Here is a 24788-nt window from a genome sequence, read left to right on the forward strand (position 1 = left end):
CCGCCCGACGTCGCCGGGCAGCATCGCCGCCATGGATCCGATCAACCTGGCCGAGGCGCTCACCACGTTCGACGCCCTGTGGAGCCCGCGCGTCGTCACCACGGTCAACGACTACGACGTCCGCGTCGCCAAGGTCCGCGGCGAGCACCTCTGGCACGCCCACGACGACACCGACGAGTTCTTCCTCGTCCTCGAAGGCGAACTCGACATCGCCCTCGACGACCGCACGGTGCACCTCAAGACCAACGACGTGTTCGTCGTCCCGAAGGGCGCACGCCACAAGCCCTCGTCACCCACCGGCGCGCGCATCCTGATGATCGAACCCAGCGGCACGTCGACCGTCGGGGACCGCCACGAGGAGGTCCCCGACCACGTCGACGCGACCACGGGCCACCCGCTCAGTGCGCCGTGACGCCCTTCCCGAGCACCGTCACCCCACCGGACGACACGGTGTAGCGCTGCCGGTCCGTCGCCGGGTCCACCCCGATCAACGCCCCGTCGGGCACGACGACGTTCTTGTCCAGGATCGCCCGCCGCACCACCGCGCCACGCCCGATCCGCACGCCCGGCAGCAGCACGCTCCCCTGCACCACCGACCCGGACTCCACGACCACGTCCGAGCTGATCACGGACCCGTGCACGGTGCCGGAGATGATCGAACCCGGCCCCACCATCGAGTCCTCGGCGCTGCCTCCCGCGATGAACTTCGCGGGCGGCAGCGGCGGGGTCGCCGTCCGGATCGGCCACGCCTGGTTGTAGAGGTTGAACACCGGCCGCACCGACACCAGGTCCATGTGCGCCTCGTAGTAGGCGTCGATGGTCCCCACGTCGCGCCAGTAGCCCCGGTCGCGGTCGGTCTCGCCCGGCACCTTGTTGTCGGCGAAGTCGTAGACGTGCGCCTGCCCCTGGTCGACGAGCATCGGGATGATGTCGCCGCCCATGTCGTGGTCGGAGTCGGGGTTGGACGCGTCCGCCCGCAACGCGTCGATCAGCGCCTCGGTGGTGAACACGTAGTTGCCCATCGACGCGAAGGTGACCTCCGGGTCGTCCGGCACGTGCGGCGGCTCCGCCGGTTTCTCCAGGAAACGGGTGATCAGCCCGGTCGCGTCGGAGTCGATGCAGCCGAACGCCTTGGCCTCCGCGCGCGGCACCCGGATGCCCGCCACGGTGACGCCCGCGCCGGTCTCCACGTGCTGCTGCACCATCTGACCGGGGTCCATCCGGTAGACGTGGTCCGCGCCGAAGATGATCACGTGCTCGGGTTTCTCGTCGTTGACGAGGTTCAGCGACTGGAAGATGGCGTCGGCGCTGCCGGTGTACCAGCGCGGCCCGAGCCGCTGCTGTGCCGGCACCGGCGTGACGTACTGGCCGAGCACATTGGACAGTCGCCACGTGGTGGAGATGTGCCGGTCCAGGGAATGGGATTTGTACTGGGTGAGCACGCAGAGCTTGACGAAACCCGCGTTCACCAGGTTGGACAGGACGAAGTCCACCAGCCGGTAGTTACCGCCGAAGGGCACCGCCGGCTTTGCCCGGTCGGCGGTCAACGGCCACAACCGTTTGCCTTCGCCACCGGCGAGGACAATTCCTAGAACGTGCGGTTGCCCTTTCACAGCAACGACCCTAACCGGGTGAGCACCGACCCACCAACGGCGAAGTAACGCAAACTCCGCTCGTTCACCCGGCTGCCCCCGGCGAGCGGGTTACGGTGAGCGTCGTGCGAATTGGACTGCTCACACGGGAGTACCCGCCGGAGGTCTACGGCGGCGCTGGGGTGCACGTCGGCTTCCTCGTGCCGAGGCTGCGCGAACTGGTGGACGTGGACGTGCACGCCTTCGGCGGGCCGCGCGCGGACGCCAGGGCGCACAACCCGGCGCACGGCCTGGAGCAGGCGAACGCCGCGCTGGCCACATTGTCGGTCGACCTGGAGATGGCCGCCGCGCTGGGCGACGTGCAGCTGGCGCACTCGCACACCTGGTACGCCAACATGGCCGGTCACCTGGCGAAACTGCTGCACGGCATCCCGCACGTGGTGACCGCGCACTCGCTGGAGCCGCGCCGGCCGTGGAAGGCCGAGCAGCTCGGCGGCGGCTACCGGGTGTCCTCCTGGGTGGAGCGGACCGCGTACGAGGCGGCGGACGCGGTGATCGCGGTCAGCGAGGGCATGCGCGCCGACGTGCTGGACTGCTACCCGTCGTTGGACCCGGCACGCGTGCACGTCGTGCGCAACGGGATCGACACGTCGGCCTACCACCCTGTTTCCGAAACCGACGCCCTGGTCAGGCACGGCATCGACCCGGCGCGGCCGATCGTGACGTTCGTCGGGCGGATCACCCGGCAGAAGGGCGTCGGGCACCTGGTCGCCGCCGCGCACCGGATCTCGCCGGACGCCCAGGTCGTGCTGTGCGCGGGCGCGCCGGACACGCCGGAGATCGCCGAGGAGACGCGCCTGGCGGTGGCGGAGCTGGCGGCGGCGCGGCCGGGGGTGTTCTGGATCCAGCAGATGCTCCAGCCGGCCGAGGTGCGGCAGATCCTGAGCCGTTCGACGGTGTTCGTGTGCCCGTCGGTGTACGAGCCGCTGGGCATCGTGAACCTGGAGGCGATGGCGTGCGGCACGGCGGTGGTGGCGTCCGACGTGGGCGGCATCCCGGAGGTCGTGGACCACGGGCGGACCGGGCTGCTGGTGCACTACGACGAGAAGGACGTCGAGGCGTACCGGGTGGCGTTGGCCGACGCGGTGAACGAGGTGCTCGGCGACCCGGCGCGGGCGGCGGCGTTCGGCCAGGCCGGGCGCGCGCGGGCGATCGAGGAGTTCTCGTGGGCGACGGTGGCCGAGCAGACCGTGGCGGTGTACTCGGCGGCGCTGAACGGCGCTCAGTGATCACCTGACCCCGCAGTGTGACGTGCGCCACTCGATCGCGATGCAACGGTATGGGGGCCCGACCGCCTTTAACCAGTAGGGGCGACTACTGGGGGCGGTATGCGGTGGCTTGTGCTCCTGCTCGCGCTGGTGGCCGGTGGGTGCGCCACGCCCGCGTTCAGCGCGGAGCAGGTCAGGTTGACGATCGAGGGTGAGGCGGTGCTGGACGCGCCCGGCCTGCAGGCGCGGGCCGAGGCGGAGCTGAGCTACACGCTGTCGTTCGGGTACGTGGCCCGGACCGGCCGGGACGCGGTGAGCTGCTGGTTCGCGCGCACCGGTGAGGCGTTCGAGGTCGACACGCGGTTGTGGTGCGGTCCCGTGCAGGTGCCCGGCACGGCCGCGACCACCGACTGGGTGCCGGTGCCGTTGAAGCAGGTGGACCGCAGCGCGTCCGGGATCCGGCTCGAGGTCCAGCCGCCGCAGGTGCCCGCGCAGGGCGCCCGGAGCACACCGGTGGGGAAGCTGGTGCGCACCGACGGGCGGGAGACCGACGCCGACCAGGGCGTCGGGCAGGCGGGGCCGGACTTCCTGGCCGTGCTGCCCGACGACGGGCAGGTGCTCGACGCGGCGTCCGCGATGGTGCGCGACGACCAGCTCGAAGTGCAGGTGACGGGGTACTCGTCGCCGTCGGTGTGGCCGACGGCGGAGGGTGACCTGAGAGCCGAGCACGGGGTGGCGCTGCGGGTGCTGCGGGTGCGGGTGACGCGGCACAGCGAGGTCGACTCGGCGTTCGGGCAGACGCCGTGGCGCGGGTGGCTGCCGCAGCCGCCGGAGCTGTCGCTGGACGTGCCGGGTCGGCGGCACCTGCTGCCGGCCGACCGGTTACCGGACAACGGGTCGGCGCTGATCGTCTACACGGTGCCGGTCGCGGGCGGGCAGGAGTCGCTGGTGCTCGACACCGTGGGGGCGAAGTCGCTGCAGCAGCGGGTCGAGGTGCCGACCGGGGTGGTCGTCGGCGAGGCGACGAAGGCGCTGCGGCGTGCGCCGGGGCCGGAGTCGATCTCGGTGTCGACCCCCGTGACGGTGGGCGGCGCCACCGGGTCGGTGGAGGTCGTGCGGGCGAAGGTGGGTCGGCAGCGGCCGGTGGCGGCGGGCGGGCAGTACGAGCTGGCGACGGCGGGCGCCGGGATGGCGCTGGTGGAGCTGCGCATGGTCGGGCACGACCTGCCGAGCGTGGTCGGCGCGGGGCAGACGTCGCCGCTGTTGACCTTGACGGTGCCGGGCGGGCAGGCGGCGCGGCAGGTCGGGGCGCGTTACGGCGGCGACACGGTGCCGGTGGCGGTCGTGTACGAGGTGCCGGAGGACGTGCGGTCGGCGACGTTCTCGGTGGCGTCGGGGGAGGTGACGTTGCCGCAGTTGGGCGAGGTGGCGGTGACCGGTGGGCCGGGGGTCGAGGTGCCGCTGGACTTCTGACCGGCCTGGGTTGTCCGGGTTGTCCCGGCATTGCGCGCGGCGACGACCGCGACGGCCGCCAGCGCCAGCCACAGCGTGACCAGGGCGGTCAGGCCCGGCCAGCCGTGGGCCTGGTAGGCGGCGCTGCCCGCCGTGCCGCCGGTGCTGCTGCCGACGTAGAACGCGAACAGGTAGACGCCCGAGGCCTGGCCTCGGACGTGCTCGGGCGCGTGGGCGCCGACCCAGCCGCTCGCCACCGCGTGGGCGGCGAAGAAGCCGCCGGTGAACAGGGTGAGGCCGACCGCGATCGCGGCCACGTGGTCGGGGAGGGTGATGGCGGCTCCGGCGGCGGCGAGCGCCAGGCCGGCGAGGGCGACGCGGGCGCGGCCGTGGCGGTCGGCCAGGCGGCCCGCGGCGGCGGACGTGCCGCCGCCCGCCGCGTAGGCGAGGTAGACCAGGGTGGCCACGCCGGTGGGCAGGCCCAGGTCGGTGGTGAGGCGGAAGCCGATGACGTTGAAGACCGAGATGAACGCCGCCACCGCCAGGATCGCGATCGCGTACTGGCAGAGCAGGACGCGGTCGGTGAGGGCGTCTTTGAGGGCGCTCGGGCGGCGTTCGGCGGGGTGGCCCTTGGGCAGCAGGAGGGCGGCGGTGATCGCGCAGGCCGCGCCGAACGCGCCGGCGAGGGCCAGGGCGGTGCGCCACGACGTGCCGTCGGTGGTGAAGCCGGTGATGAGGCGGCCGAGCATGCCACCCGCGCTGTTGCCCGCGACCAGCGCGCCGATGGCCGCGCCGACGTGCGCCTTGCGTGCTTCCTGGGCGAGGAACGCCATGGCGGTCGCCGGGACGCCCGCCGTGGCGACGCCTTGCAGGGCTCGGGCGGCGATGAGGGTTTCGTAGGTCGGGGTGAGCGGGAGGAGCAGGCCGAGGGCGGCGGCGGTGAGGACGGACCAGACGATGACGCGGCGTCGGCCGAGGCGGTCGGCGAGGGCGGCCATCGGGATGATCGCGAGGGCCAGCGCGCCGGTCGCGGCGCTGATGGCGAGGGACGCTTCGGCCGGCGTGAGGCGGAAGTCGCGGGCGATGTCGGGCAGGACCGACTGCGGCGCGTAGAGCAGCGCGAACGTGGCCAGGCCGGTGGCGGCGACGGCGGTGGTGAGGCGGCTGGGCACGTCTTCGACGCTAATCGATGCGTCCAATGCGCCGGTTTGCGACAATCCATGCGGTGATGGATGAATTGGTCCCGCGCCTGGCCGTCCTCCGCGCGCTGGCCGCGGACGAGCACGTGACCCACGCCGCCGAAGCGGTCGGCGTGCCGCAGCCGACCGTGAGCCGCTGGCTGGCCGCCCTCGGGACGTCGCTGGGCGCGCCGGTGGTCGTCCGATCGGGGCGACGCGTCCGCCTGACCAGGGCGGGCCGCCTGCTGTGCGAGGCCGCCGACCGCGCCCTGACGGTCCTGGAAGCGGGCCACCGCGCCGCGGCGGAGGAGGTGTCACCCGAACGTGGCCAGGTGGCGCTGGGCTTCCTCCACCTCCTGGGCAGGTCGGTGGTCCCGGCCCTGGTCAGCAGCTTCCGCGAACATCACCCGTCCGTGCGATTCCGCCTGGTCCAGAACTCGCGGCAGGACATCCTCGCCCACCTGGCCGACGGCATCGTCGACCTGGCCCTCGTCTCCCCGCCGCCGACCGACCCCGCGTTCGCGCACGCCGTCGTCCGGGAGGAGGAGCTGATCCTCGTCGTCCCACCGGGCCACCGCCTGGCCGGTCGGTCGTCGGTGCGGGTGGCCGAGCTGGCGGGCGAGGAGTTCGTCGGCCTCGAACCGGGCTACGGCCTGCGGCAGATCACCGACGACCTGTGCGCGGCGGCCGGCTTCGTGCCCACGCCGGCGTTCGAGGGCCAGGAGACCGAGACCGTCCGGGGCCTGGTCGCGGCGGGCCTGGGGGTGGCCCTGCTGCCGCACGCCGACTCGCCGTCGGGGCTGCCGGAGATCCCGCTCAACCCGCGTGCCGCGCGGGAGATCGCGCTGGTCTGGCCGGCCGACGCCCCGCTCCCGCCGGCCGTCCGAGCCTTCCGGGACCACGCGCTGGCGACCTGATCACGTTCCCGGCCCAAGCCGACTTCCGTGCCCATTGCTCCCATCCGGCTTCAACGCTCACGCCCGCCGGAGTCCGCGCCCGTGACCCCGTCCGTGCCCGCGCCCCGCGTCCCTGCCGGACGTCCGTGCCCACCGGAGTCCGCGCCCGGCGTTCCCCGCCCCGGCGCTTCGCACCTGGCGTCCGGCCATGTCCGCCGCGTCCACCTCGCCGCACCCGCCTTCCGTGTCCGCCGCTCCAGCCCCGCCATCCGTGTGAGGCCGTGGTTGGGGGTGGTTGCGGTTCCTCGATTCAACCGAGGTGCGGTAACGGTGTTTCCGTACATTTTCAGGCCATGATCACCCGATCGTGTTCGACGGCACGTAGGTCTCGGCCAGTTCGATCAGGGTCCTTGCGGCGAAGCCGGTTGCCCCCGCCACCACCTCGTCGTAGACCTTGTCGGCGCGCGCGGGGCCGGCGATGTCCAGGTGGGCCCACGGCACACCACCCGTGAACTCCTTGAGGAACAGCGCCGCGGTGATTCCACCGGGTCCCGGCGGGCACTGGCGGACGTCGGCGATGTCGCTGCGGACGTCCTCCGCCAAGTCCTCCAGCAGTGGCATGCGCCACCACGACTCGCCGACGCGGGCGCCCGCCTCGGCCACGCGCGCCGCGAGGTCGTCGTCGGTGGCGAAGAGCCCACCGGTGCGCACCCCCAGGCTGACCTTCATCGCACCGGTCAGGGTCGCCACGTCCACGAGCACGTCCGGCCGCAGGTTGCGCACCGCATAGGCCAGCGCGTCGGCGAGCACGAGCCTGCCCTCCGCGTCCGTGTTCGTCACCTCGGTCGTCGTGCCCCCGTACTGGGTGATCACGTCACCCGGCCGGTACGCCGAGCCCGACACGTGGTTCTCCGCCGCCGGCACCAACCCCGTCACCCGGACGGGCAGGCTCTGCCGCGCGATCCCCACCAGCGCGGCCACCACCGCCGCACCGCCGGACATGTCCGTGCGCATGAGGTGCATGCCCTCAGCCGGTTTGATCGAGATGCCACCGGTGTCGAACGTGATCCCCTTGCCGACCAGGACCAGGTGCGGCTGCCCGTCGCCGGTGCCCGGCCACGTCAGCTCGATGAACCTCGGCGGCCGAGCCGACCCGCCGCCGACCGCCAGCACACCGCCGAACCGCTGCTCGGCCAGCCACTTCTCGTCGCGGACGTCGACGCGCAGCCCCGGCACGGCCCGCGCCGCCTTCACCGCCGCAGCGGCCAGCCAGGACGGATCCTTCACATTTGACGGCGTGTTCGCCAGGTCGCGCCCCAACGACGTCGCGGCGGCCAGCGTGTTCGCCTTCCGCACCGCGTCCGCCACCCCGGCACCCCCGGTGACCAGGCGCAACGACTTCACCCGCGGCGGCGGCTCCTCGGCGGTCACCTTGAACCGGTAGCCGCCGACCGCCGCACCCAGGGTGAACGCCGCCACCGCCTCCGCCGTCACGTCGGCGGGCAGCCGCACGTCGAACGTGGTCCCGCCCGACTTCTCCGCGTCCGCGTGCAGCGCCCGCACCAGCGACGCGCCCGCCTTGCGCCAGTCGCCCGACCCGCCGTCGCCGACGCCGACGACCCACGTCCGGCCCTGCTTGCTCGTCGCACCGGCCGCGCCGCTCACGTCACCGAGGTCGTCCACGTCCTCCGCACCGGGCCCCAGCCGCACCGGGTCGCCGGGGAACGCGACGAGCACCGCGGGCACACCTCGCCGGAGGGTGTCGGCCACCTCGACGGTGACCAGCGGGGTGGGCAGGGGTGCTCGCACGGGGGACCTCCGAAGGGACCAACAGGGGGTGGAGCTGGTGAAACCGCAGATCAGCGCCGCGGGCGCACGGTCACGTCACCGGCGCGGCACGACGTAGCGATGCCCCGGTTCCACAGTGGAAACCGGGGCGTCGACGCGTTCTCTTGTCCGGCCGGTCAGCCGGCGGCTGCCTTGAGGGCGTCGCCCAGGGCGTTGGCCTCGTCCGCCGACATCTCGACGACGAGGCGCCCACCACCCTCGAGCGGAACGCGCATCACGATGCCGCGCCCCTCCTTGGTCACCTCGAGGGGACCGTCGCCGGTCCGGGGCTTCATGGCCGCCATCGCGTGCTCCCTCCGTCAACATCTTCCCCGTCCGACCAGGGCCGGATACTCCGCCCATTCTCCCCTATGCGGACTCGGCAGCGAAACCGAACCGATCTTTCCGGCCCGCCGGCGGCGGTCGGGCGATCTTCACCAAGCCGCAGATCACGGCCAGGATCACCGTGCGCCAACGACTTCCGCGCCGACCGCCGACCGTCACCTGGTCGTGACCGTGCACCGCGTTGTGGCGTGTCGCGGGGTCGCCCTGACAGACTCGGCTCTCGTGCGAGCCCGTTCCGCGCTCTTCGACGTCTACGGCGGCCACCTCCGCGAGCGGGGTGGCGCGGCGACGATCGCCGCGCTGGTCCGGTTGCTGGAGCCGCTGGACTTCGCCGCGCCCGCCGTGCGCACGGCCGTCTCGCGCACCGTGCGGCAGGGCTGGTTGGAACCGGTCCGCCTGCCGGACGGCCCCGGCTACGCGATGACACCTCGCGCGGAACGGCGGCTGGACGAGGCGGCGGCCCGCATCTACCGCACCCGGCCGTCCACCTGGGACGGTCGCTGGCACGTGGTGGTGCTGGAGGAGCTGCCTGCCCGGGAGGCGCGCGACCGGCTCGCTTCCTCGCTGCAGTTGCTCGGCTACGGCGCGCTCGGCCCCGTGACGTGGATCGCACCGCGCCCGTCACCGGAGCTGGCGGACGTGCTCACCACCGAGAACGTGCGCGGCAGCACGTTCCACGGCGAGCACGAGGGCGACCCGGCCGAGCTGGCGGTCCGCGCGTGGGACCTGGCCACGCTGGGGCGCGACTACGCGCGGTTCGTGGCCGAGTGGGAGCCGGTGATGTCCGCTGTGGACGGTACGGCGCCCGCGGCGGCGTTCGCGGCTTCGCAGCGGTTCCTGCACGCCTGGCGCAAGTTCCTGTTCCGCGACCCCGGCCTGCCGCGCGAGCTGCTGCCCGCCGACTGGCCGGGCGCGGGGGCGGCCGAGTTCTTCGACCGGCACACCAACCGCCTCGCGCCGGCGGTGGCCAAGTTCGTCGACGACTGCCTCGCACACCACTAACCGGAGGTCACCCCGTGTCCGAACTCCTCATCGAGGACGCTGACGGCGTTCGCACCTTCACGCTGAACCGGCCCGAGTCGTTCAACTCGTTCACGGTGGCGTTGAAGGAGCGGTTCCTCCAGGCCGTGGTCGAGACCGCCGCGGACGACGCCGTGCGCGCGGTGGTCGTGACCGGCGCGGGGAAGGCGTTCTGCGCCGGTCAGGACCTCAAGGAGCACGTCGCGCTGCTGGAGGCGGGCGACCCGGCGCCGTTGGAGACGGTGGAGCGGCACTACAACCCGCTGATCAAGGCGATCGTGGGTATGCCGAAGCCGGTCATCGCCGCGGTGAACGGGATGGCGGCGGGCGCGGGGGCGTCGCTGGCGTACGCGTGCGACCTGCGGGTGGCCGGGGCGGGGGCGAAGTTCCTGATGGCGTTCGCGAACGTGGGGCTGACCGCGGACTCGGGCGCGTCGTGGACGTTGCCGAGGCTGATCGGGCACGGTCGGGCGATGGAGATGATGCTGCTCGCGCAGCCGGTCGGCGCGGAGGAGGCGTTGCGGATCGGCATGGTGGGCCAGGTCGTGCCGGACGGCGAGGTGCTGTCGACGGCGCAGGCGTTGGCCCGTCAGCTGGCGGCCGGGCCGACCACGGCGTACGCCAAGATCAAGGAGGCGATGGCGTTCTCCGGCGAGCTGGCGGCGGCGCTGGACGTGGAGGCGCGCACGCAGGCGGAGGCGGGCGCGACGGCCGACCACCGCGAGGCGGTGGCCGCGTTCGTGGCGAAGCGGAAGCCGGCGTTCACGGGGCGCTGACGGCTGAGGCGGCCGGGCCCTCGAGGCCGGGACGAGGTAGCCCGGACGTGGCTAGGACGAGGCGCGGAAGCAGGCCGCGATGTGGTCGTCGACCATGCCGGTGGCCTGCATCAGCGCGTAGCAGGTGGTGGGGCCGAGGAACGCGAAGCCGCGGCGCTTGAGCTCCTTGGCCATCGCCTTCGACTCGGGCGTGACGGCGGGCACGTCGGCGCTCGTGGCGGGGCGCTCGTGGCGCTCGGGGGCGAACGACCACAGCAGGTCGTCCAGCGGCACGTCCAGCTCGGCGACGGCGCGGGCGTTGGCGATCGTGGCGTTGATCTTGGCGCGGTTGCGGACGATGCCCGCGTCGGCCATGAGCCGGTCGAAGTCGTCGGCGCCGAACTCGGCGACCAGCTCGGGCTTGAAGCCCGCGAAGGCCGTCCGGAAGTTCTCGCGCTTGCGCAGGATGGTGATCCAGGACAGGCCCGACTGGAACGATTCGAGCGACATCCGCTCGAACATGGCCGCCTCGCCGCGCAGCTCGACGCCCCACTCGGTGTCGTGGTAGTCGACGTAGTCGGGCGTGCTGTCGCCCCACGGGCAGCGGACGAGGTCGGTCATGCGTGGTACTCCCGGGCGAAGGCGGCGAAGCGGCGCAGCGACCATCTCACACCCGGCGCGAAGGCCAGGTTCAGCGGTAGTGCGATGTCCTCGGACCAGACGAGTTCGCTGCGCGCCTCCCCGCGGGGCACGACGACGAACTCGCCGGTCCCGCGCACCAGCCGGCCGGTGTGCTCGACGGCGCAGCGCACCGGCGGCTCCCACGCGGTGATGCGCATGGTGTCGGTGAACCCGAGCGGGCCGAGGCCGGTGAACGCGGTCAGGCCGCTGCCCTCGCTCGCGCCGTCGCCGCTGGTCACGCGGACGGTGGTGCCGAGCATCCACTCGCCCTGCCGCGCCCAGTCGGTCAGCGCCGCCCAGGTGGTCGCGGCCGGCGCCTCGACCTCGACGCGCAGGTCAAGCCGGGTCATGCTCCGGCTCCCGCTCGGGGTCGGGCGTCACCTGGTCGGGTTCGGTGGCCGCCGGGCGGTCGACGCCCAGCTCGGCCTCCAGTTCCGCGACGCGGTCGCGCAGCCGTTCGACCTCGCCGGCCAGGCGGTCCAGCGCCCAGTCCACCTCGGTCATCTTGTAGCCGCGCAGGACCTGCTGGAACTTCAGGTCGCGCACGTCGTCCGGGGTCACGTCGTCGGACGGCAGGCGGGTCGGCGACGCGCCCGGCGGCAGCGGCGCCAGTTCCTCGCCTCGCCCGAACACCAACGCGGCCAGCAGGAAGACCACGGCCGCGACGAGCGCCATGACGACGATGTAGATGAGCGCTGAGGTCACGTGACGATCGTGACACATGCCCCGCCGGTCAGACCGAGGAGAACACCACACAGCGCCGGGCGAGCACGGCCAGCCGCAGCGCGATGACGAACGAGACGACGGTCGCGGCGGCCACCGGGGGTGACAGGAGCAGCCTCGTCGCGTCCAGGTAGGCGGTCGCGGCCAGGATCGCCACGTTGCCGAGCAGGGACACGCCGACCGCGACGACGGCCACGACACCGGCGAGCTTGGCCAGGGTGACCGTGCTGACCGTCGTGCGGGCCAGCCGCCGTCCGACGAGCAGCGCGAGCACCGCCACGCCCGCCACGAGCCACGCCGACGTGTCGTTGAACCGGGCGATGAGGAGGTACCAGTCGGGCGGCGGGGCGTCGAAGTCGTTCCAGGCCCCGATCCAGAACCGGCGGTTGAGCTCCCACATCACGTACGCGAGGGGGATCACCAGCATCACCGACCGCAGCGTGCGGGCGCCGTAGGCGAGGCCGAGCAGGCCCTGGTACTCGCGGGCGATGGCGGTGACCGGGCCGAACTCGGCGACGGCGCGGCGTTGCGCGTCCTCCTCCGCCAGCCCCCGGTCGCGGTGCGCGGCGGCGGCGTCGTGGAGGCTGTCCCTGGCCTCGGCGAGCAGGTCGTCCTTGACCGGGTCCGGTCCGCGCAGCCGCCGGTCCAGGGCGGTTACGTAGTCGTCGATCACGCCTGAGCCGGCCACGGCCCACCTCCCAGCACGCCCTCGATGGCGGTGGTGAACTCGCGCCACGCGGTGCGCTCGGCGGCCAGGGCGCGCTGGCCCGCCTTCGTGAGCCGGTACGTGCGGCGCTGCCGGCCGCCGACGGTGCTCCACTCGCTGGTCACCAGGCCGGCGGTCTCCAGCCGGCGCAGGGCCGGGTAGACGGTGCCGGTGGGCAGGTCGAGGGCGCCGCCGCTGCGCCGCTGCAACGCCTCGATGATGGCGTAGCCGTGCAGCTTGCCGCCGTCGAGCGTGGCCAGCAGGAGCGCGTCCAGATGCCCCCGCAACGCGTCGGACTTCATGGGTAGGCACTCTACTGATCCGGGACCGGGGTGGGAATCGGGGACATCCCCGATGTTGGGTTGTCTGCCTACATATACCGTCACTACCCATGGATGCTCTCGGACTGGCCCGGCTCCAGTTCGCCACCACGACGTCGTTCCACTTCCTGTTCGTGCTGCTGACGCTCGGACTGGTGACGTCGGTGGCGGTGATGCAGACCCGGGCCACGCTGTCCGCCGACCCCGTGCACGCCCGGATGACGCGCTTCTGGGGTCGGCTCTACGTGGTGAACTACGCGCTCGGCATCGCGACCGGCATCGTCATGGAGTTCCAGTTCGGGCTGAACTGGTCGGGCCTGTCGACGGTCGCGGGCGACGTGTTCGGCGCGCCGCTGGCGCTGGAGACGCTGGTGGCGTTCTTCCTGGAGTCGACGTTCCTCGGCCTGTGGATCTTCGGCTGGGACCGGCTGAACAAGTGGGTCCACCTGGCGCTGATCTGGCTGGTCGCGCTGACCGCGTTCGCCTCCGCGTTCTGGATCATGATGGCGAACGCGTTCCTGCAGAACCCGGCGGGGCACGAAGCGCGTGACGGCGTGCTGCGGCTGGTCGACTTCTCGGCGCTGGTGGCCAACCCGACGTTCGGCACGGCGTTCCTGCACGTGTGCTTCGCGTCGCTGACCGTCGGCGGCGTGTTCCTGACCGGCGTGAGCGCCTACCACTTCATCCGCCGCACGGCGGAGGTCGACTTCTTCCGCCGGTCGCTGCGGCTGGGCGTGGTGCTGACGGCGCTCGCCACGCCGGTGCTGATCGGGTTCGGGTTCGGGCAGTTCCCGATCGTGGAGCGCTACCAGCCGGAGAAGCTCGACACGGTCGGGGCGCCGGACGGGATCGGCCTCGGGTTCATGATCCAGATCGGGTTCGTGCTGCTGCTGGTGAGCTGGGCGACCGTGCCGCTGCTGTTCCGCGACTGGGTGGTGCGGCTGCGGTTCCCGCTGTACCTGATGGTGCTCGGCATCCCGCTGCCGTTCGTGGCGGCGATCGGCGGGTGGCTGTTCCGCGAGGTCGGGCGGCAGCCGTGGCTGATCCAGGGCGTGCTGACCACGCAGGACGCGATGTCGCACGTGAGCGCGGGGCAGATGCTCGTGTCGTTCATCGCGTTCACGTCCGTGTTCGCGGTGCTGGCGGTCGCCGACTGGGTGCTGATCGCCCGGCTGGCCCGGCGTGGGCCCGTTTCCTCGGACGAGGCGCCGGTGTCGCCGCTCGTCCCGGCTCTGTGAGGGGTGTGTCGTGGAAGGTGTCTGGGTTGTCCTACTGGCGTTCCTGACCTGCGGTTACTTCGCGCTGGCCGGGTTCGACTACGGGGTCGGGGTGTTGTTGCGGCTGGTCGGGCGGGACGAGCGGTCGCGGCGGGCGGTGTTGCGCGCGGTGACGCCGTTCTTCCTCGGCAACGAGGTGTGGCTGGTCGCGGCGGTGGGCGTGCTGTTCGGCGCGTTCCCCCGGTTGGAGGGCGAGTTGCTGTCGTCGCAGCACACGGTGTTCGCGGTGCTGCTGGCCGGGTTGGTGTGCTTCACGGTGGCGGTGCAGTTGCGGTCGCCCGGGTGGGATTTCCCGCTGGTGGGTGGCGCGCTGGTGGTCGCCGCGGGGTGGGGTGTGCTGCTGGGGCGGGTGCTCGGCGGGCCGGTGTGGTTGTGGGGTGCGGGGATGCTGGTGCTGTTCTCGTTGCACGGGGCGGTTTTCCTGGCTTGGCGGTTGTCGGGTGAGCTGCGGGCGCGGGCGTCGCGGATCGCTGGTGTCCTGGTGCTGCCGGGTGTTGGTTTCGTGGTGGCGGCGGTGGTGACGGCCGGGTCGGTGCCGGTGCCCGCGTTCGGGGTTACGGGGGTGGTCGCGTCGGGCTTGTTGGGCGGGGTGTGGGTGGCGTTGCGGGCGGGGCGGCACCGGGTGGCTTTCGCGTGCAGCGCGGTGCTGTGCGCGGTGCCGGTGGTGGGGGTGTTCGGGGCGAGGTCGGTGGTGACGGTGTCGGTGATGGCGGACCTCCCGACGTTGCGGGTGTTGACGTGGGCGGCGGTCGTGGTGGTGCCGTTGGTGCTGGTGTTCCAGTGGGCGACTTGGCGGATGTCCCGTGCGGCACGTTGACCGGGGGTACGTCGTCGTCCTGGTGGTGTTGGCGGTGGTGACGGCGGCGGTGGTGCTGGCGCAGGCCGAGGTGTTGGCGGCGGTGGTGGCGGGCGGGTTGTCGGCGTGGTGGGTGGTGGCGGTGGTCTTGGTGCGCGGGGGTCTGGTGTGGGGCGGGCGGGTGGTGACGCAGCGCTTCGCGATCTCGGTGAAGGCCGCGTTGCGGAAGCGGGTGTTGCGCGAGTCTTCGGGGTCTTGCGGTTCTTCCGGGTCTTCCGGGTCTTCCGGGTCTTCGGGGTCTTCGGGGTCGGTCACCACGCTGGTGGTGAAGGGGGTGGACGCGGTGGAGCCGTACTTCGCCGGGTACCTGCCGCAGGTGGTGGTGGCGGCGGTGGTGCCGGTCGCGGTGGTGGTGCGGTTGTCGTTCGCGGACCTGGCGTCGGCGGTGGTGGTGCTGGTGACCTTGCCGCTGGTGCCGGTGTTCGCCGCGCTGGTCGGCGTGCACACCCGTGATCGGACGCGGGCGCAGTGGGCCGGGTTGGCGGTGGTGGGTGGGCATTTCCTGGACGTGGTGCGCGGGCTGGGGACGTTGAAGGTGTTCGGGCGGGCGGCGGCGCAGGCGGCGACCGTGCGGGCGATGGCGGGTGCGCACGCGGCGGCGACGATGCGGACGCTGCGGGTGGCGTTCCTGTCGGCGTTGGTGCTGGAGTTGGTGGCGACGTTGTCGGTGGCGCTGGTGGCCGTGCCGGTGGGGTTGCGGCTGCTGCACGGCGGGGTGACGTTGCAGGTGGCGCTGCTGGTGCTGCTGCTGGCGCCGGAGGCCTACCTGCCGCTGCGGGCGGCGGGCTCGCAGTTCCACGCCTCCGCCGAGGGCCTGGCCGTGCTGGAGGCCGTGCCGCGGGCCATCCCCTCGGCAGAGGCCGCCGCACCAGCCGCGCCGCAGGTCGTCGCTACGCAGGGGTCCTCGCCAGGGGGATCCCCGGTTTTGATCCTGCCAGAGGGGGGCGACGAAATGCCGTCGTCGGGTGCAGCCTGTGGACAACTCGCGGGTGAGGCCCGCGTGGTGGTCGGCGGGGTGCTCGCGCCCGACCTGCGGACGGCCGAGATCGTGGTGGAACGGGTCGTGGTCCGGTATCCGGGCAGGGAGTCGTTGGGCCCGATGTCGTTGCGGATCGCGGCCGGTGAGCGGGTCGGGTTGGCGGGGCCCAGCGGGGTCGGGAAGAGCACATTGCTGGCCGTGGTGATGGGCTTCGTGACTCCTGCGTCGGGGCGGGTGCTGGTCGGTGGGGTGGACCTGCGCGAACTCGACCGCGAGTGGTGGTTGCGACAGGTGGCGTGGGTGCCGCAGCGGCCGACGCTGTTCCCCGGCACGGTCGGCGAGAACATCGCGCTCGGCTCGACCGGTGACGTGCGCGCCGCCGCGGCCGAGATGGGGTTGGCCCACCTGGTCGACGCCGAGCACCCGTTGTCCTCCGGTGAACGGCAGCGGGTCGCGCTGGCGCGGGCGTTGGTGCGCGACGACGCGCGGATGCTGCTGCTGGACGAGCCGACCTCCCGGCTGGACGGCGGCACGGAGGAAGCGGTGCTGAGGGCGACGCGGCGGCTCGCGTCCGGGCGCACGGCGATCGTCGTGGCGCACCGGCCCGCGATGCTCGGCGAGGTGGACCGGGTGGTGGCGTTCGGATGAGGCGACTGGTGCTCGCGGTGGTGGCCGGCGTGGCCGCCGAACTGGCCGGGATCGGGCTGATGACCACCGCCGTGTGGCTCGTCATGCGTGCCGCCGAGCAGCCGCCGCTGTCGGCGTTGGCGGTGGCGATCGTGGCGGTGCGCACGCTGGCTTTGGCGCGCGGCGGCCTGCGGTACGCCGAGCGGCTCGCCGGGCACTCGGCCGTCTTGCGGCACTTGGCGGAGGTGCGCGGCCGGGTGTACGACGCGTTGCTGCGCCGTCCGCTCGCCAAGGGTGACGCGCTCACCCGACTGGTGTCCGATGTGGACGGTGTGCAGGACGCCTTGCTGCGATGTGCGTTGCCCGGCGCGGTGGCGGTCGTGGTGGGTGTGGTGGCGTTGGTCGCGACGGGCTTCGCGTGGCCGTTGGCGACCGGGTTGGTGGTGGCGGTGTTCCTCGTGCCGTGGGCTGCGTACGGGCTCGCGGTGCGGCACTCGAGGGCACTCGCGCCGTTGCGCTCGGAGTTGGCGGAGCGGACCGTCGTGCTGCTGGACGGCGCCGCGGAGCTGACGGCTTTCGGCGCCTTGGACCGCGGGCTGGAGGCGACCGGACGGGTGGTCGACGCGCTGGCCGAGCGGGAACGGCGGGGCGGGTTCGGCGCGGCGGCGTTGGCGGCGGTGGCCGTGGTCGTGCAGTTCGGGGTGGCGTTGGCGTTCCTGCGGTCCGGCGCGCCGGCGCACGTCGTGCTCGGTTCGGTCGCGGTGCTGGAGGTGACGGTGCCCTTGGCGGCGGCGGCTCAGCGGTGGGCCGAGGTGCGGGGGTCGGTCGGGCGGGTGCGGGAAGCGTTGCGGGCGGTGGAGGCGCCGGTGCCGGACGTGGAGTTGCCGGTGGGGAAGGTTGGCGTGGTGGGTGCGAGCGGGGCCGGGAAGAGCACGTTCCTGCGGGCGTTGGCCGCCGCGCACCCCGGCGTCGCCAAGGGCGTGCTGGACGACGCGCACGTCTTCCACGCCACCGTGGAGGCGAACGTGCGGCTCGCCCGGCCGGAGGCGTCACGGGAGGAGCTGGACCGGGTCGCCCGGCTGGTGGACCTGGACGTGCCGTGGGAGACGGTTGTCGGTGAGGACGGCGACGCGTTGTCCGGTGGTCAGCGGCAACGCCTGTTGTTGGCGCGGGCCCTGTTGGCCGAGCCGGACGTGCTGCTGCTGGACGAACCCGTCGAAGGTCTGGCCGTCGACCACGGTGACGCCGTGCTGCGTCGGGTGCTCGATGGTGTCGGTGCCGTCGTGCTGGTCACGCACCGGCTGGCGCCGCTGGTCGACTTCGACCGGATCGTGGTGTTCGAGGGTGGTCGGGTGGTGCAGGAGGGTTCGCACGAGGAGTTGGTCGCCGTCGACGGGTACTACCGCGACCGCTGGAGCACCGAGCGCATGGCGGGCCGGTCCTCGGCGGGCACGTCCACCGGCGACGGCAGCCACTCGCCGTCGAACGGCACGAACTGCGTCAACGTCGACGACGCCACCGGCACGCCGCAGCGGCGCAACGCGGTGACCGCGATCTGAGCCGCCATCGGCCCGAGCTGCCGCAGGTCCCGGTTGCGGTGCTTGCGCACACCCAGGTTGACCTGCGCGATCCCGTCCAGGCCGTAGCGGGTGTGCGCGTCGAGCAGCAGGCCGATCTCGACGCCGTAACCGGGCGCGAACGGCACCGACTCCAGGAAGTCGCGCGTGCCCGCGTACTCGCCGCCCAACGGCTGCACGACGCCGGCCAGTTCCGGCCGCAGGGCGTTGAGCAGCGGCCGTGCGGCCAGCTCGGTGACCCGGCCGCCGCCGGTGCTCTCCAGCCGCAGCGGTCGCCGGTAGAAGCCCTTCACCAGGTGCACGTCGTCACGGGTGAGCAGCGGGCCGAGCAGGGCGGGCACGAATTCGGGATCGGGGTCGACCAGGTCGGAGTCGAGGAACACGACCAGGTCGCCGGTGGTGGCGGCCAACGAGCGCCAGAGGACCTCGCCCTTGCCGGGGCGGGGCGCCAGGTCGGGCAGCACGTCGGTCCGGTGCACGACCCGCGCCCCGGCCGAGGCGGCGACTTCGGCGGTGTTGTCGGTGGAGCCGGAGTCGATCACGACGAGTTCGTCCACGAGGGTGCCGAGGAGGGGGCGCACCACGGAGACGACGTCGGCGACGGTGGCCTCCTCGTCGAGGGCGGGGAGGACGACGCTGATGGTGCGGTCCGCCTTGTGGGTGAGGAGTTGTTCGACGGTCCACTGTGGACGTTGCCAGGTGTTGGACGCGAACCAGTCGGTCATCAGGCCAACGCCCTCAGCACGCGCGCCGGCGGACGCGTGCCCGCGATGCTCGCCACCATCTCGACCACCCGCCTGGTCTGGCGCACCTGGTGCGCCCGGAAGACCTTCGCGCCGGTCCACGCGGCCACGGAGGTGGCGGCCAGCGTGCCGTCGACCCGGTCGTCGAGTTCGGCGCCCAGCGTCTCGCCGACGAAGTCCTTGTTCGACAACGCCATCAGCACCGGCCAGCCGGTGGCCACGAGCTCGTCCAGCCGCCGGAGCAGCTCCAGGCCGTGCCACGTGTTCTTGCCGAAGTCGTGGGTCGGGTCGATCAGCACGCCCTCGGCGGGCACGCCCAGCGCCACCATCCGCTCGGCCCGGTCGACCAGTTCCGCCACCACGGACGCCACCACGTCGGCGTAGCGGACGCGGTGCGGGTCGGTGCGCGGTTCGAGGCCGCCGGTGTGGGAGCAGACGATGCCGACGCCGAACTCCGCCGCCACCTCGGCCAGCGCCGGGTCCGCGCCCGCCCACGTGTCGTTGATCAGGTCCGCGCCCACCTCGCACACCGCGCGACCCACCTCGTGCCGCCACGTGTCGACGCTGATGACCAGGTCGGGGTGCCGCTCGCGGACCGCCGCGACGAACGGCACGACCCGGCGCGCCTCCTCGGCGGCGTCCACCACCTCGCCCTTGGAGCCCGCCTTGACCCCGCCGATGTCGACGATGTCCGCGCCCTCGGCGACGACCCGGTCCACCGCGGCCATCGCGGCGTCGTCGGAGAACGTCGCGCCGCGGTCGTAGAACGAGTCGCGCGTCCGGTTGACGATCGCCATCACCAGCGCGCGATCTCCGGGGACTTCTCGGGAGCCGAACCGCATGAGCGGCATCGTGCCATGCCGGGTGGTCACGTGATCCGCGTCACAGGTCGGTGCTACTGGCGAGTACGTTTCGTGTTTACTCGCCGGTAGCGTTCCGCGTGATCCCGGTCACGGTCTTGCGTGATCCCGGTCGCGGTGGACGGTGATGGTCAAGGAGGACCTCGTGCGCCGATCACTCCCCCTGCTGCTCGCCGCTGTGGTGGCGCTCGTGGTGACACCGCCGGTCCAGGCGGTGGTGCCCGGGTTCGCGGTCGCGTACGAGACGGTTCCGGGTGAAGGCGGCACGCCGTTGAAGGCGTTCGTCGTCACGCCGACCGGGCGGGGCAGCGGACCGTTCCCGCTGCTCGTGCTGCCGTCGAGCTGGGGCGTGAACAACATCGAGTACGTCGGCGCGGCGGCGAAGCTCGCCCACGAGTCCGGGTACTCGGTGATCAGCTACACGTCGCGGGGCTTCTACGACTCGGCCGGTGAGATCGACGTGGCCGGGCCGGACACCGTGGCCGACGTCAGCCGGGTGATCGACTGGGGCCTGGCGCACGCGGGCGGCGACCCGGCGCGGATCGGTGTCGGCGGGATCTCGTACGGGGCGGGGCAGTCGTTGTTGGCCGCCGCGCGCGACCCGCGGATCAAGGCGGTGGCGGCGCTGAGCACGTGGACCGACCTGGGGCGCTCGCTGTACCCGAACGAGACGGTGAGCGCGCAGGCGGTGGAGCTGCTGCTGGCGGCGGGGAAGCTGACCGGACGGCCGGGGCCGGTGCTGCGCGAGGCCGAAGCCGCCTATCGGGAGAACCGGTTCGCCGACGTGCTGCCGATCTCGCCGCCGCGGTCACCGGCTTCGCACGTGTCGTCGATCAAGGCGGCGGTGATGATCGGCAACGCGTGGAACGACGGGCTGTTCCCGCCGAGCCAGCTCACGGACTTCTTCGGCGCGTTGACCGGGCCGAAGCGGTTGATGCTGTCGCCGGGTGATCACGCGACGGCGGAGTTGTTCGGGGCGGCCGGGTTGCCGAACGAGATCTGGACGTCGGTGGGGCGGTGGTTCGACCACCACGTGAAGGGCGAGGCGAACGGGATCGAGCGCGAGTTGCCCGTGCGGGTGAAGCCGAACAACGGTGGTGGGTGGCGGTCGTTCGCGTCGTGGGCGGCGGTGACGGCGCGGACGGACACGGTGCCGTTGGTGGCGGATCGGTTCGGGGGTGGTGACGGGATCTCGGGTGGTGACCGGATCGCGGCTGGGTGGCCGACGGTCGCGGAGAGCGGGGTGGTGTTGGTGTCGGGGGCGTTGCAGGGGTTCTTGCGGTTGCCGGTCGGGGTTGCCACGCCGTTGATCGACCGGGGTGCGGCGGCGGTGTGGCGGGGGCCGGTGGAGTGGGGTGGCACGACGGTGAGCGGGACGCCTCGGGTGCGCTTGACGGTGACGCCCAGTGCGGCTCGGACGACGTTGTACGCGTACCTGTACGAGGTGAACGCGTTGGGGTTGGGTGCTTTGGTCACGCACAAGCCGGTGACGGTGGTGGGGAGCGGGGCGCGGGTGGTGGAGGCGGATCTGGAGCCGGTGGTGTGGGACGTGGCGGCAGGGAACCGGTTGGTGCTGGTGGTGGACACGGTGGACGCCCGGTACAAGGGGTCCAGTGTGGTCGGGTCGTCGGTGGCGTTCGGTGCGGATTCGTGGTTGAAGGTGCCGCGGGGGTGAGTGGTCCGGGGGCTCGGTGGAGCTTCGAAGATCAAAGGAGTCCTCGCCGGACGGGCAGGTAGCTGACAGCGGGTGACAGGAATTCCTGCGAGTATCACCCGCATGGAAGCGAAGGCGACGTTCAAGATCACCCGATGGGACCAGACCGTCTACGACGAGGCGGAGCCGCAGCTGGGCCGGGCGCTCGTGGACAAGGCGTACAGCGGCGCGATGGAGGGCACCAGCACCGCCGAGTTGACGATGTGCCAGCCGTCGGACGGCGCCGCCGGGTACGTGGGCACCGAGAGGTTCATCGGCACGGTCGAGGGGAAGAGCGGGACGTTCGTCCTGCAGCACGGCGCGGTCATGTCACCGGACGGGGCGCACTTCTGGGGCCACATCGTGCCCGGGTCGGGCACCGGTGAGCTCGCGGGCATCTCCGGCACGGCCCGGCTGGAGCACGAGCTGATCACCCTGGACGCCGACCTTGGCTGATCGCGAACGGGTGATCGCCTACCGGGTCGCGGCGCACCAGTTCGACCGGACCGTCACCGACGCGTCCCGGCTGCGGGTGTTCGACCTCGGGTTGCAGGACTCCGAACGGTCGGCGGTGCCGGCGTTGGCGGCGCGGTTGGCGACCGTGCCCGAGTTGGACGAGTTCACCCTCACGTGGAGCGTGCGGGGTGCGCCGCACTGGCACCGGGCGGACGAGGTGCCGGCGTTGGCGGCTCGGCTGTGGCCGTTGAGCGACGCCGACGCGGTAGCCCGGATGAACCGGCCGCCGGTGGAGGACGGGCTGGAGGTGCTGCACGAGGTCGCGTCGGCGTTGCGCGAGGTGGTGACCGGGCCGATGACGAAGGGCGAGGCGTCGTCCCGGCTCACGGCGAAGGTGCGCCCGGAGGTCACCGCCTGGTGCCGGGGTTGCGACGCCACGCACGTGCTGGACCCGATCTTCCGCCTCGCCGTGCTGCCCGCCGGCCTGCGGTTCGACCCGGCGGAGAAGACGGTGACGTTCGTGCCGCTGGAGGGCCGACGTGAGGTGCCGCGGGCGAGCCGGGGTTTCGAGGCGTTGATCGCGGACTACCTGCGGCTGCACGGGCCCGCCGGGCCATCCGAGGTGGCGCACTACTTCGGCGCGCCGGTGCGCGAGGTGAAGGACGTGTGGCCGGACGACCTGGTCGCCGTGTCCAAGCGGGCGTGGTTGCCGGCCGACCGGATGGCGGCCTTCGAGAACCCGCCGGAGCCCGAGGTGGTGCGGTTGCTGCCGCCGTTGGACCCCTACCTGAACGCCCGCGACCGCGACCTGCTCGTGCCCGACAAGGCGCACCAGAAGCAGGTGTGGCGCATCCTGGGCCGACGTGGCGCGCTGCTCGTGGACGGCGAGGTCCTGGGCACCTGGCAGGCCAAGGCGACGGGCTCGCGGCTGGACGTCAAGGTGTCGCCGTTCGTGCCGCTGGACGTGGACATGTTCGCCGAGGAGGCCACGCGCCTCGCCGTCGCACGAGGGCTCGACAGCGCTCAGGTCGGCTGACTCGCGAGGTCGCGTCGGTGGTGCGGACCGACGCGACCTCGTCCGCGGCTCAGTGGGCGTCGGCCCACGCCTTGTGCGCGTCGTTCACCACGCGCACGGCGTCGTCGATGTCGTCGGTCAGGTGCAGCAGGTCGAGGTCCTTCTCGCTGACCTTGCCGCTGGCCAGCACGGAGTCGCGCACCCAGTCGTACAGGCCCTGCCAGTAGGCCTTGCCGAACAGGACCACCGGGAACTTGGTGACCTTCTTCGTCTGCACGAGCGTCAACGCCTCGAACAGCTCGTCGAGCGTGCCGAACCCGCCCGGCAGGCAGATGAACGCCTGCGAGTACTTGATGAACATGGTCTTGCGCACGAAGAAGTAGCGGAAGTTCACGCCGAGGTCGACCCACGGGTTCAGGCCCTGCTCGAACGGCAGCTCGATGCCGAGGCCGACGGAGAACCCGCCCGCCTCCGAACAGCCCCGGTTGACCGCCTCCATCGCGCCCGGGCCGCCGCCGGTGATCACCGCGAACCCGGCCTCGGCCAGCGCGCCGCCCAGCTTGCGGCCCGTCTCGTACTCGGGGTGGTCGCGGCCGGTGCGGGCGGAGCCGAACACGGTCACCGCGCTCGGCACCTCGGCCAGCGCGCCGAAACCCTCGACGAACTCCGCCTGGATCCGCAGCACGCGCCACGGGTCGGTGTGCACCCAGTCGCTCGGGCCGCGCGAGTCCAGCAGCCGTTGGTCCGTGGTGGTCAGCTCGTCTCGGCGCCCGCGGCGCAGGACGACCGGGCCGCGCTGCTTCTCCTTGGGGTGCTCGTCCACGCTGTCCGTCATTGGCCGGAGTCTAGCCGCGCGTCGTGGCCGAGGAAGCGTCGCAGCACGTCGGCGCACTGCCGGATCTGGTGCACCGGGACGTGCTCCTGCTGCGTGTGCGCGAGCGTCGGGTCGCCCGGCCCGAAGTTCACCGCCGGCATGCCGAGGGCGGCGAAGCGGGCCACGTCCGTCCAGCCGAGCTTGGCGACGGGGGTGCCGCCGGCGGCGTCGACCAGCTCACGCGTGGTCGGCGCGGTCAGGCCGGGCAGCGCGCCCGGCGAGCTGTCGGTGACCGTGACGGCGTAGCCCTCGAACAGCTCGCGCAGGTGCTGTTCGGCCTGCTCGGGCGTGCGGTCGGGGGCGAAGCGGTGGTTGACCGTGAGCACGGCCTCGTCCGGCACGACGTTGCCCGCGACGCCGCCGCTGATCTTCACGGCCTGCAGGCCCTCCCGGTACAGGCAGCCGTCGATCTCGACCTGGCGCGGCTCGTAGGCCGCCAGGCGGTTCAGGGCGTCGCCGATGGCGTGGATGGCGTTCACGCCCATCCAGCCGCGCGCGGTGTGGGCGCGGACGCCCTTGGTGCGGAGCTCGACGCGGATGGTGCCCTGGCAGCCCGCCTCGATCACGCCGTTGGACGGCTCGCAGACGATCGCCAGGTCGCCGTGCAGCCACTCGGGCAGCTCGCGCTCGATGCGGCCGAGGCCGTTGCGGACGGCCTCGATCTCCTCGCAGTCGTAGAAGATGAAGGTGAGGTCGTGGCGCGGGTCGGCGATCGTGGCGGCGAGGTGCAGCATCACCGCGTCGCCGCCCTTCATGTCGACGGTGCCGCAGCCGTGCAGGACGCCGTCCTCGAGGCGGGACGGCAGGTTGTCGTTGATCGGCACGGTGTCGAGGTGGCCGGCGAGCACGACGCGGGACGGGCGGCCGAGGTTCGTGCGGGCCAGCACGGCGTTGCCGGACCTCGTGACTTCGAGGGCGGTCTGGTCCTTGAGGGACCGTTCGACGAGGTCGGCGATTCGGGCTTCGTCTTCGGAGACGCTGGGCGTGTCGACCAGCGCGGCGGTCAGCTCGACGGGATCGGCGGCGAGGTGCAAGGTGTCGGCCACTCGGCGCACGTTACCGTTGGCA

At 72.6% G+C, this 24788-nt stretch carries 24 protein-coding genes and 1 pseudogene; 12 read left to right on the forward strand and 13 right to left on the reverse strand.

What is annotated here, in order from left to right; all coding sequences use genetic code 11:
• Positions 1 to 31 precede the first annotated feature (31 nt).
• Positions 32 to 412, forward strand: coding sequence for a cupin domain-containing protein (locus LNK82_RS13410; RefSeq protein ID WP_230567288.1), 381 nt, complete (start codon positions 32 to 34; stop codon positions 410 to 412).
• On the opposite strand, the gene glgC is transcribed toward LNK82_RS13410, so the two are convergent.
• Positions 399 to 1613 (reverse strand): glucose-1-phosphate adenylyltransferase, encoded by a 1215-nt coding sequence (gene glgC / locus LNK82_RS13415; RefSeq protein ID WP_230567289.1) that lies wholly within the window; start codon positions 1611 to 1613, stop codon positions 399 to 401. The genes LNK82_RS13410 and glgC overlap by 14 nt on opposite strands.
• 104 nt (positions 1614 to 1717) lie before the next feature.
• Here glgC and glgA point away from each other — a divergent pair, with 104 nt between their 5' ends.
• Positions 1718 to 2881, forward strand: coding sequence for a glycogen synthase (glgA, locus tag LNK82_RS13420; RefSeq protein WP_230567290.1), 1164 nt, complete (start codon positions 1718 to 1720; stop codon positions 2879 to 2881).
• Between the two features lie 1292 nt (positions 2882 to 4173).
• Here glgA and LNK82_RS13425 read toward each other — a convergent pair.
• The gene (locus tag LNK82_RS13425; protein ID WP_230567291.1) at positions 4174 to 5484 is read right to left on the reverse strand and encodes an MFS transporter; all 1311 of its coding nucleotides are present in this window, start codon (positions 5482 to 5484) and stop codon (positions 4174 to 4176) included.
• A 56-nt stretch (positions 5485 to 5540) separates the two neighbouring features.
• Here LNK82_RS13425 and LNK82_RS13430 point away from each other — a divergent pair, with 56 nt between their 5' ends.
• A complete protein-coding gene (locus LNK82_RS13430) occupies positions 5541 to 6407 on the forward strand; it encodes a LysR family transcriptional regulator (protein WP_230567292.1) in 867 nt (288 codons plus the stop codon).
• 336 nt (positions 6408 to 6743) lie between these two features.
• Here LNK82_RS13430 and LNK82_RS13435 read toward each other — a convergent pair whose 3' ends face one another.
• A complete protein-coding gene (locus LNK82_RS13435; RefSeq protein WP_230567293.1) occupies positions 6744 to 8195 on the reverse strand; it encodes a leucyl aminopeptidase family protein in 1452 nt (483 codons plus the stop codon).
• Between the two features lie 155 nt (positions 8196 to 8350).
• The gene (locus tag LNK82_RS13440) at positions 8351 to 8518 is read right to left on the reverse strand and encodes a DUF3117 domain-containing protein (RefSeq protein ID WP_012783412.1); all 168 of its coding nucleotides are present in this window, start codon (positions 8516 to 8518) and stop codon (positions 8351 to 8353) included.
• Between the two features lie 262 nt (positions 8519 to 8780).
• Here LNK82_RS13440 and LNK82_RS13445 point away from each other — a divergent pair, with 262 nt between their 5' ends.
• Together LNK82_RS13445 and LNK82_RS13450 are read left to right on the forward strand one after the other, a co-directional pair.
• Positions 8781 to 9560, forward strand: coding sequence for a PaaX family transcriptional regulator (locus LNK82_RS13445; RefSeq protein WP_230567294.1), 780 nt, complete (start codon positions 8781 to 8783; stop codon positions 9558 to 9560).
• Between the two features lie 14 nt (positions 9561 to 9574).
• Positions 9575 to 10354 (forward strand): enoyl-CoA hydratase-related protein, encoded by a 780-nt coding sequence (locus tag LNK82_RS13450; protein ID WP_230567295.1) that lies wholly within the window; start codon positions 9575 to 9577, stop codon positions 10352 to 10354.
• Between the two features lie 51 nt (positions 10355 to 10405).
• On the opposite strand, the gene LNK82_RS13455 is transcribed toward LNK82_RS13450, so the two are convergent.
• From LNK82_RS13455 to LNK82_RS13475, 5 genes are read right to left on the reverse strand one after another with little or no spacing between them, the layout of a single operon-like run.
• Positions 10406 to 10954, reverse strand: a complete 549-nt coding sequence (locus LNK82_RS13455) for a DNA-3-methyladenine glycosylase I (RefSeq protein ID WP_230567296.1) — start codon at positions 10952 to 10954, stop codon at positions 10406 to 10408.
• On the reverse strand, positions 10951 to 11364 hold the full coding sequence (locus LNK82_RS13460; protein ID WP_230567297.1) for an SRPBCC family protein: 414 nt from the start codon (positions 11362 to 11364) through the stop codon (positions 10951 to 10953). Before LNK82_RS13460 ends, LNK82_RS13455 begins: the two co-directional genes overlap by 4 nt.
• The gene (locus LNK82_RS13465; RefSeq protein WP_230567298.1) at positions 11351 to 11719 is read right to left on the reverse strand and encodes a DivIVA domain-containing protein; all 369 of its coding nucleotides are present in this window, start codon (positions 11717 to 11719) and stop codon (positions 11351 to 11353) included. Before LNK82_RS13465 ends, LNK82_RS13460 begins: the two co-directional genes overlap by 14 nt.
• Positions 11720 to 11747: 28 nt before the next feature.
• Positions 11748 to 12425, reverse strand: coding sequence for a permease prefix domain 1-containing protein (locus LNK82_RS13470; protein WP_230567299.1), 678 nt, complete (start codon positions 12423 to 12425; stop codon positions 11748 to 11750).
• Positions 12407 to 12745, reverse strand: coding sequence for a PadR family transcriptional regulator (locus LNK82_RS13475; protein WP_230567300.1), 339 nt, complete (start codon positions 12743 to 12745; stop codon positions 12407 to 12409). Before LNK82_RS13475 ends, LNK82_RS13470 begins: the two co-directional genes overlap by 19 nt.
• An 89-nt stretch (positions 12746 to 12834) precedes the next feature.
• Here LNK82_RS13475 and LNK82_RS13480 point away from each other — a divergent pair, with 89 nt between their 5' ends.
• The 4 genes and pseudogenes from LNK82_RS13480 to LNK82_RS13495 form a co-directional block, all read left to right on the forward strand.
• Positions 12835 to 14001, forward strand: coding sequence for a cytochrome ubiquinol oxidase subunit I (locus LNK82_RS13480; RefSeq protein WP_230567301.1), 1167 nt, complete (start codon positions 12835 to 12837; stop codon positions 13999 to 14001).
• Positions 14002 to 14011: 10 nt separating this feature from the next.
• Entirely contained in the window at positions 14012 to 14857 is an 846-nt protein-coding gene (locus LNK82_RS13485; protein WP_230567302.1) for a cytochrome d ubiquinol oxidase subunit II, read from the forward strand.
• Positions 14844 to 16523, forward strand: coding sequence for a thiol reductant ABC exporter subunit CydD (gene cydD / locus LNK82_RS13490; protein ID WP_230567303.1), 1680 nt, complete (start codon positions 14844 to 14846; stop codon positions 16521 to 16523). Before LNK82_RS13485 ends, cydD begins: the two co-directional genes overlap by 14 nt.
• An 83-nt stretch (positions 16524 to 16606) precedes the next feature.
• Positions 16607 to 17707 (forward strand): annotated as a pseudogene (locus LNK82_RS13495) (ATP-binding cassette domain-containing protein); the annotation flags it as partial.
• A 194-nt stretch (positions 17708 to 17901) separates the two neighbouring features.
• Here the strand turns inward: LNK82_RS13495 and LNK82_RS13500 are convergent.
• A complete protein-coding gene (locus LNK82_RS13500) occupies positions 17902 to 18804 on the reverse strand; it encodes a glucosyl-3-phosphoglycerate synthase (RefSeq protein ID WP_230567304.1) in 903 nt (300 codons plus the stop codon).
• Positions 18804 to 19673 carry a dihydropteroate synthase gene (folP, locus tag LNK82_RS13505; RefSeq protein ID WP_230567455.1) on the reverse strand — a complete coding sequence of 290 codons (870 nt, stop codon included), beginning with the start codon at positions 19671 to 19673 and terminating at the stop codon, positions 18804 to 18806. Before folP ends, LNK82_RS13500 begins: the two co-directional genes overlap by 1 nt.
• Positions 19674 to 19827: 154 nt before the next feature.
• Here folP and LNK82_RS46715 point away from each other — a divergent pair, with 154 nt between their 5' ends.
• The 3 genes from LNK82_RS46715 (at position 19828) to LNK82_RS13520 (ending at position 22867) form a co-directional block, all read left to right on the forward strand.
• Entirely contained in the window at positions 19828 to 21357 is a 1530-nt protein-coding gene (locus LNK82_RS46715; protein WP_308257205.1) for a CocE/NonD family hydrolase, read from the forward strand.
• A 102-nt stretch (positions 21358 to 21459) separates the two neighbouring features.
• The gene (locus LNK82_RS13515) at positions 21460 to 21831 is read left to right on the forward strand and encodes a DUF3224 domain-containing protein (RefSeq protein ID WP_230567305.1); all 372 of its coding nucleotides are present in this window, start codon (positions 21460 to 21462) and stop codon (positions 21829 to 21831) included.
• Positions 21824 to 22867 (forward strand): DNA glycosylase AlkZ-like family protein, encoded by a 1044-nt coding sequence (locus tag LNK82_RS13520; RefSeq protein ID WP_230567306.1) that lies wholly within the window; start codon positions 21824 to 21826, stop codon positions 22865 to 22867. The genes LNK82_RS13515 and LNK82_RS13520 overlap by 8 nt, the downstream gene beginning before the upstream one ends.
• Positions 22868 to 22916: 49 nt before the next feature.
• Here the strand turns inward: LNK82_RS13520 and LNK82_RS13525 are convergent, their stop codons facing one another.
• Both LNK82_RS13525 and dapE read right to left on the reverse strand, forming a co-directional pair.
• Positions 22917 to 23681 carry an LOG family protein gene (locus LNK82_RS13525; protein ID WP_230567307.1) on the reverse strand — a complete coding sequence of 255 codons (765 nt, stop codon included), beginning with the start codon at positions 23679 to 23681 and terminating at the stop codon, positions 22917 to 22919.
• On the reverse strand, positions 23678 to 24766 hold the full coding sequence (dapE, locus tag LNK82_RS13530; protein ID WP_230567308.1) for a succinyl-diaminopimelate desuccinylase: 1089 nt from the start codon (positions 24764 to 24766) through the stop codon (positions 23678 to 23680). Before dapE ends, LNK82_RS13525 begins: the two co-directional genes overlap by 4 nt.
• Between the last annotated feature and the right edge of the window lie 22 nt (positions 24767 to 24788).

It is taken from the genome of Saccharothrix luteola (assembly GCF_020859565.1).
Classification (GTDB): domain Bacteria; phylum Actinomycetota; class Actinomycetes; order Mycobacteriales; family Pseudonocardiaceae; genus Actinosynnema; species Actinosynnema luteola.

Bases quoted from the DNA above. Each gene is read 5' to 3' on its own strand.
- LNK82_RS13410 (WP_230567288.1), top strand. From the start codon at position 32: ATGGATCCGATCAACCTGGCCGAGGCGCTCACCACGTTCGACGCCCTG.
- LNK82_RS13525 (WP_230567307.1), bottom strand. From the start codon at position 23,681: ATGACGGACAGCGTGGACGAGCACCCCAAGGAGAAGCAGCGCGGCCCG.
- LNK82_RS13500 (WP_230567304.1), bottom strand. From the start codon at position 18,804: ATGACCGACTGGTTCGCGTCCAACACCTGGCAACGTCCACAGTGGACC.
- folP (WP_230567455.1), bottom strand. From the start codon at position 19,673: ATGCCGCTCATGCGGTTCGGCTCCCGAGAAGTCCCCGGAGATCGCGCG.
- LNK82_RS13480 (WP_230567301.1), top strand. From the start codon at position 12,835: ATGGATGCTCTCGGACTGGCCCGGCTCCAGTTCGCCACCACGACGTCG.
- LNK82_RS13475 (WP_230567300.1), bottom strand. From the start codon at position 12,745: ATGAAGTCCGACGCGTTGCGGGGGCATCTGGACGCGCTCCTGCTGGCC.
- LNK82_RS13430 (WP_230567292.1), top strand. From the start codon at position 5,541: ATGGATGAATTGGTCCCGCGCCTGGCCGTCCTCCGCGCGCTGGCCGCG.
- LNK82_RS13440 (WP_012783412.1), bottom strand. From the start codon at position 8,518: ATGGCGGCCATGAAGCCCCGGACCGGCGACGGTCCCCTCGAGGTGACC.
- LNK82_RS13455 (WP_230567296.1), bottom strand. From the start codon at position 10,954: ATGACCGACCTCGTCCGCTGCCCGTGGGGCGACAGCACGCCCGACTAC.
- LNK82_RS13515 (WP_230567305.1), top strand. From the start codon at position 21,460: ATGGAAGCGAAGGCGACGTTCAAGATCACCCGATGGGACCAGACCGTC.
- LNK82_RS13460 (WP_230567297.1), bottom strand. From the start codon at position 11,364: ATGACCCGGCTTGACCTGCGCGTCGAGGTCGAGGCGCCGGCCGCGACC.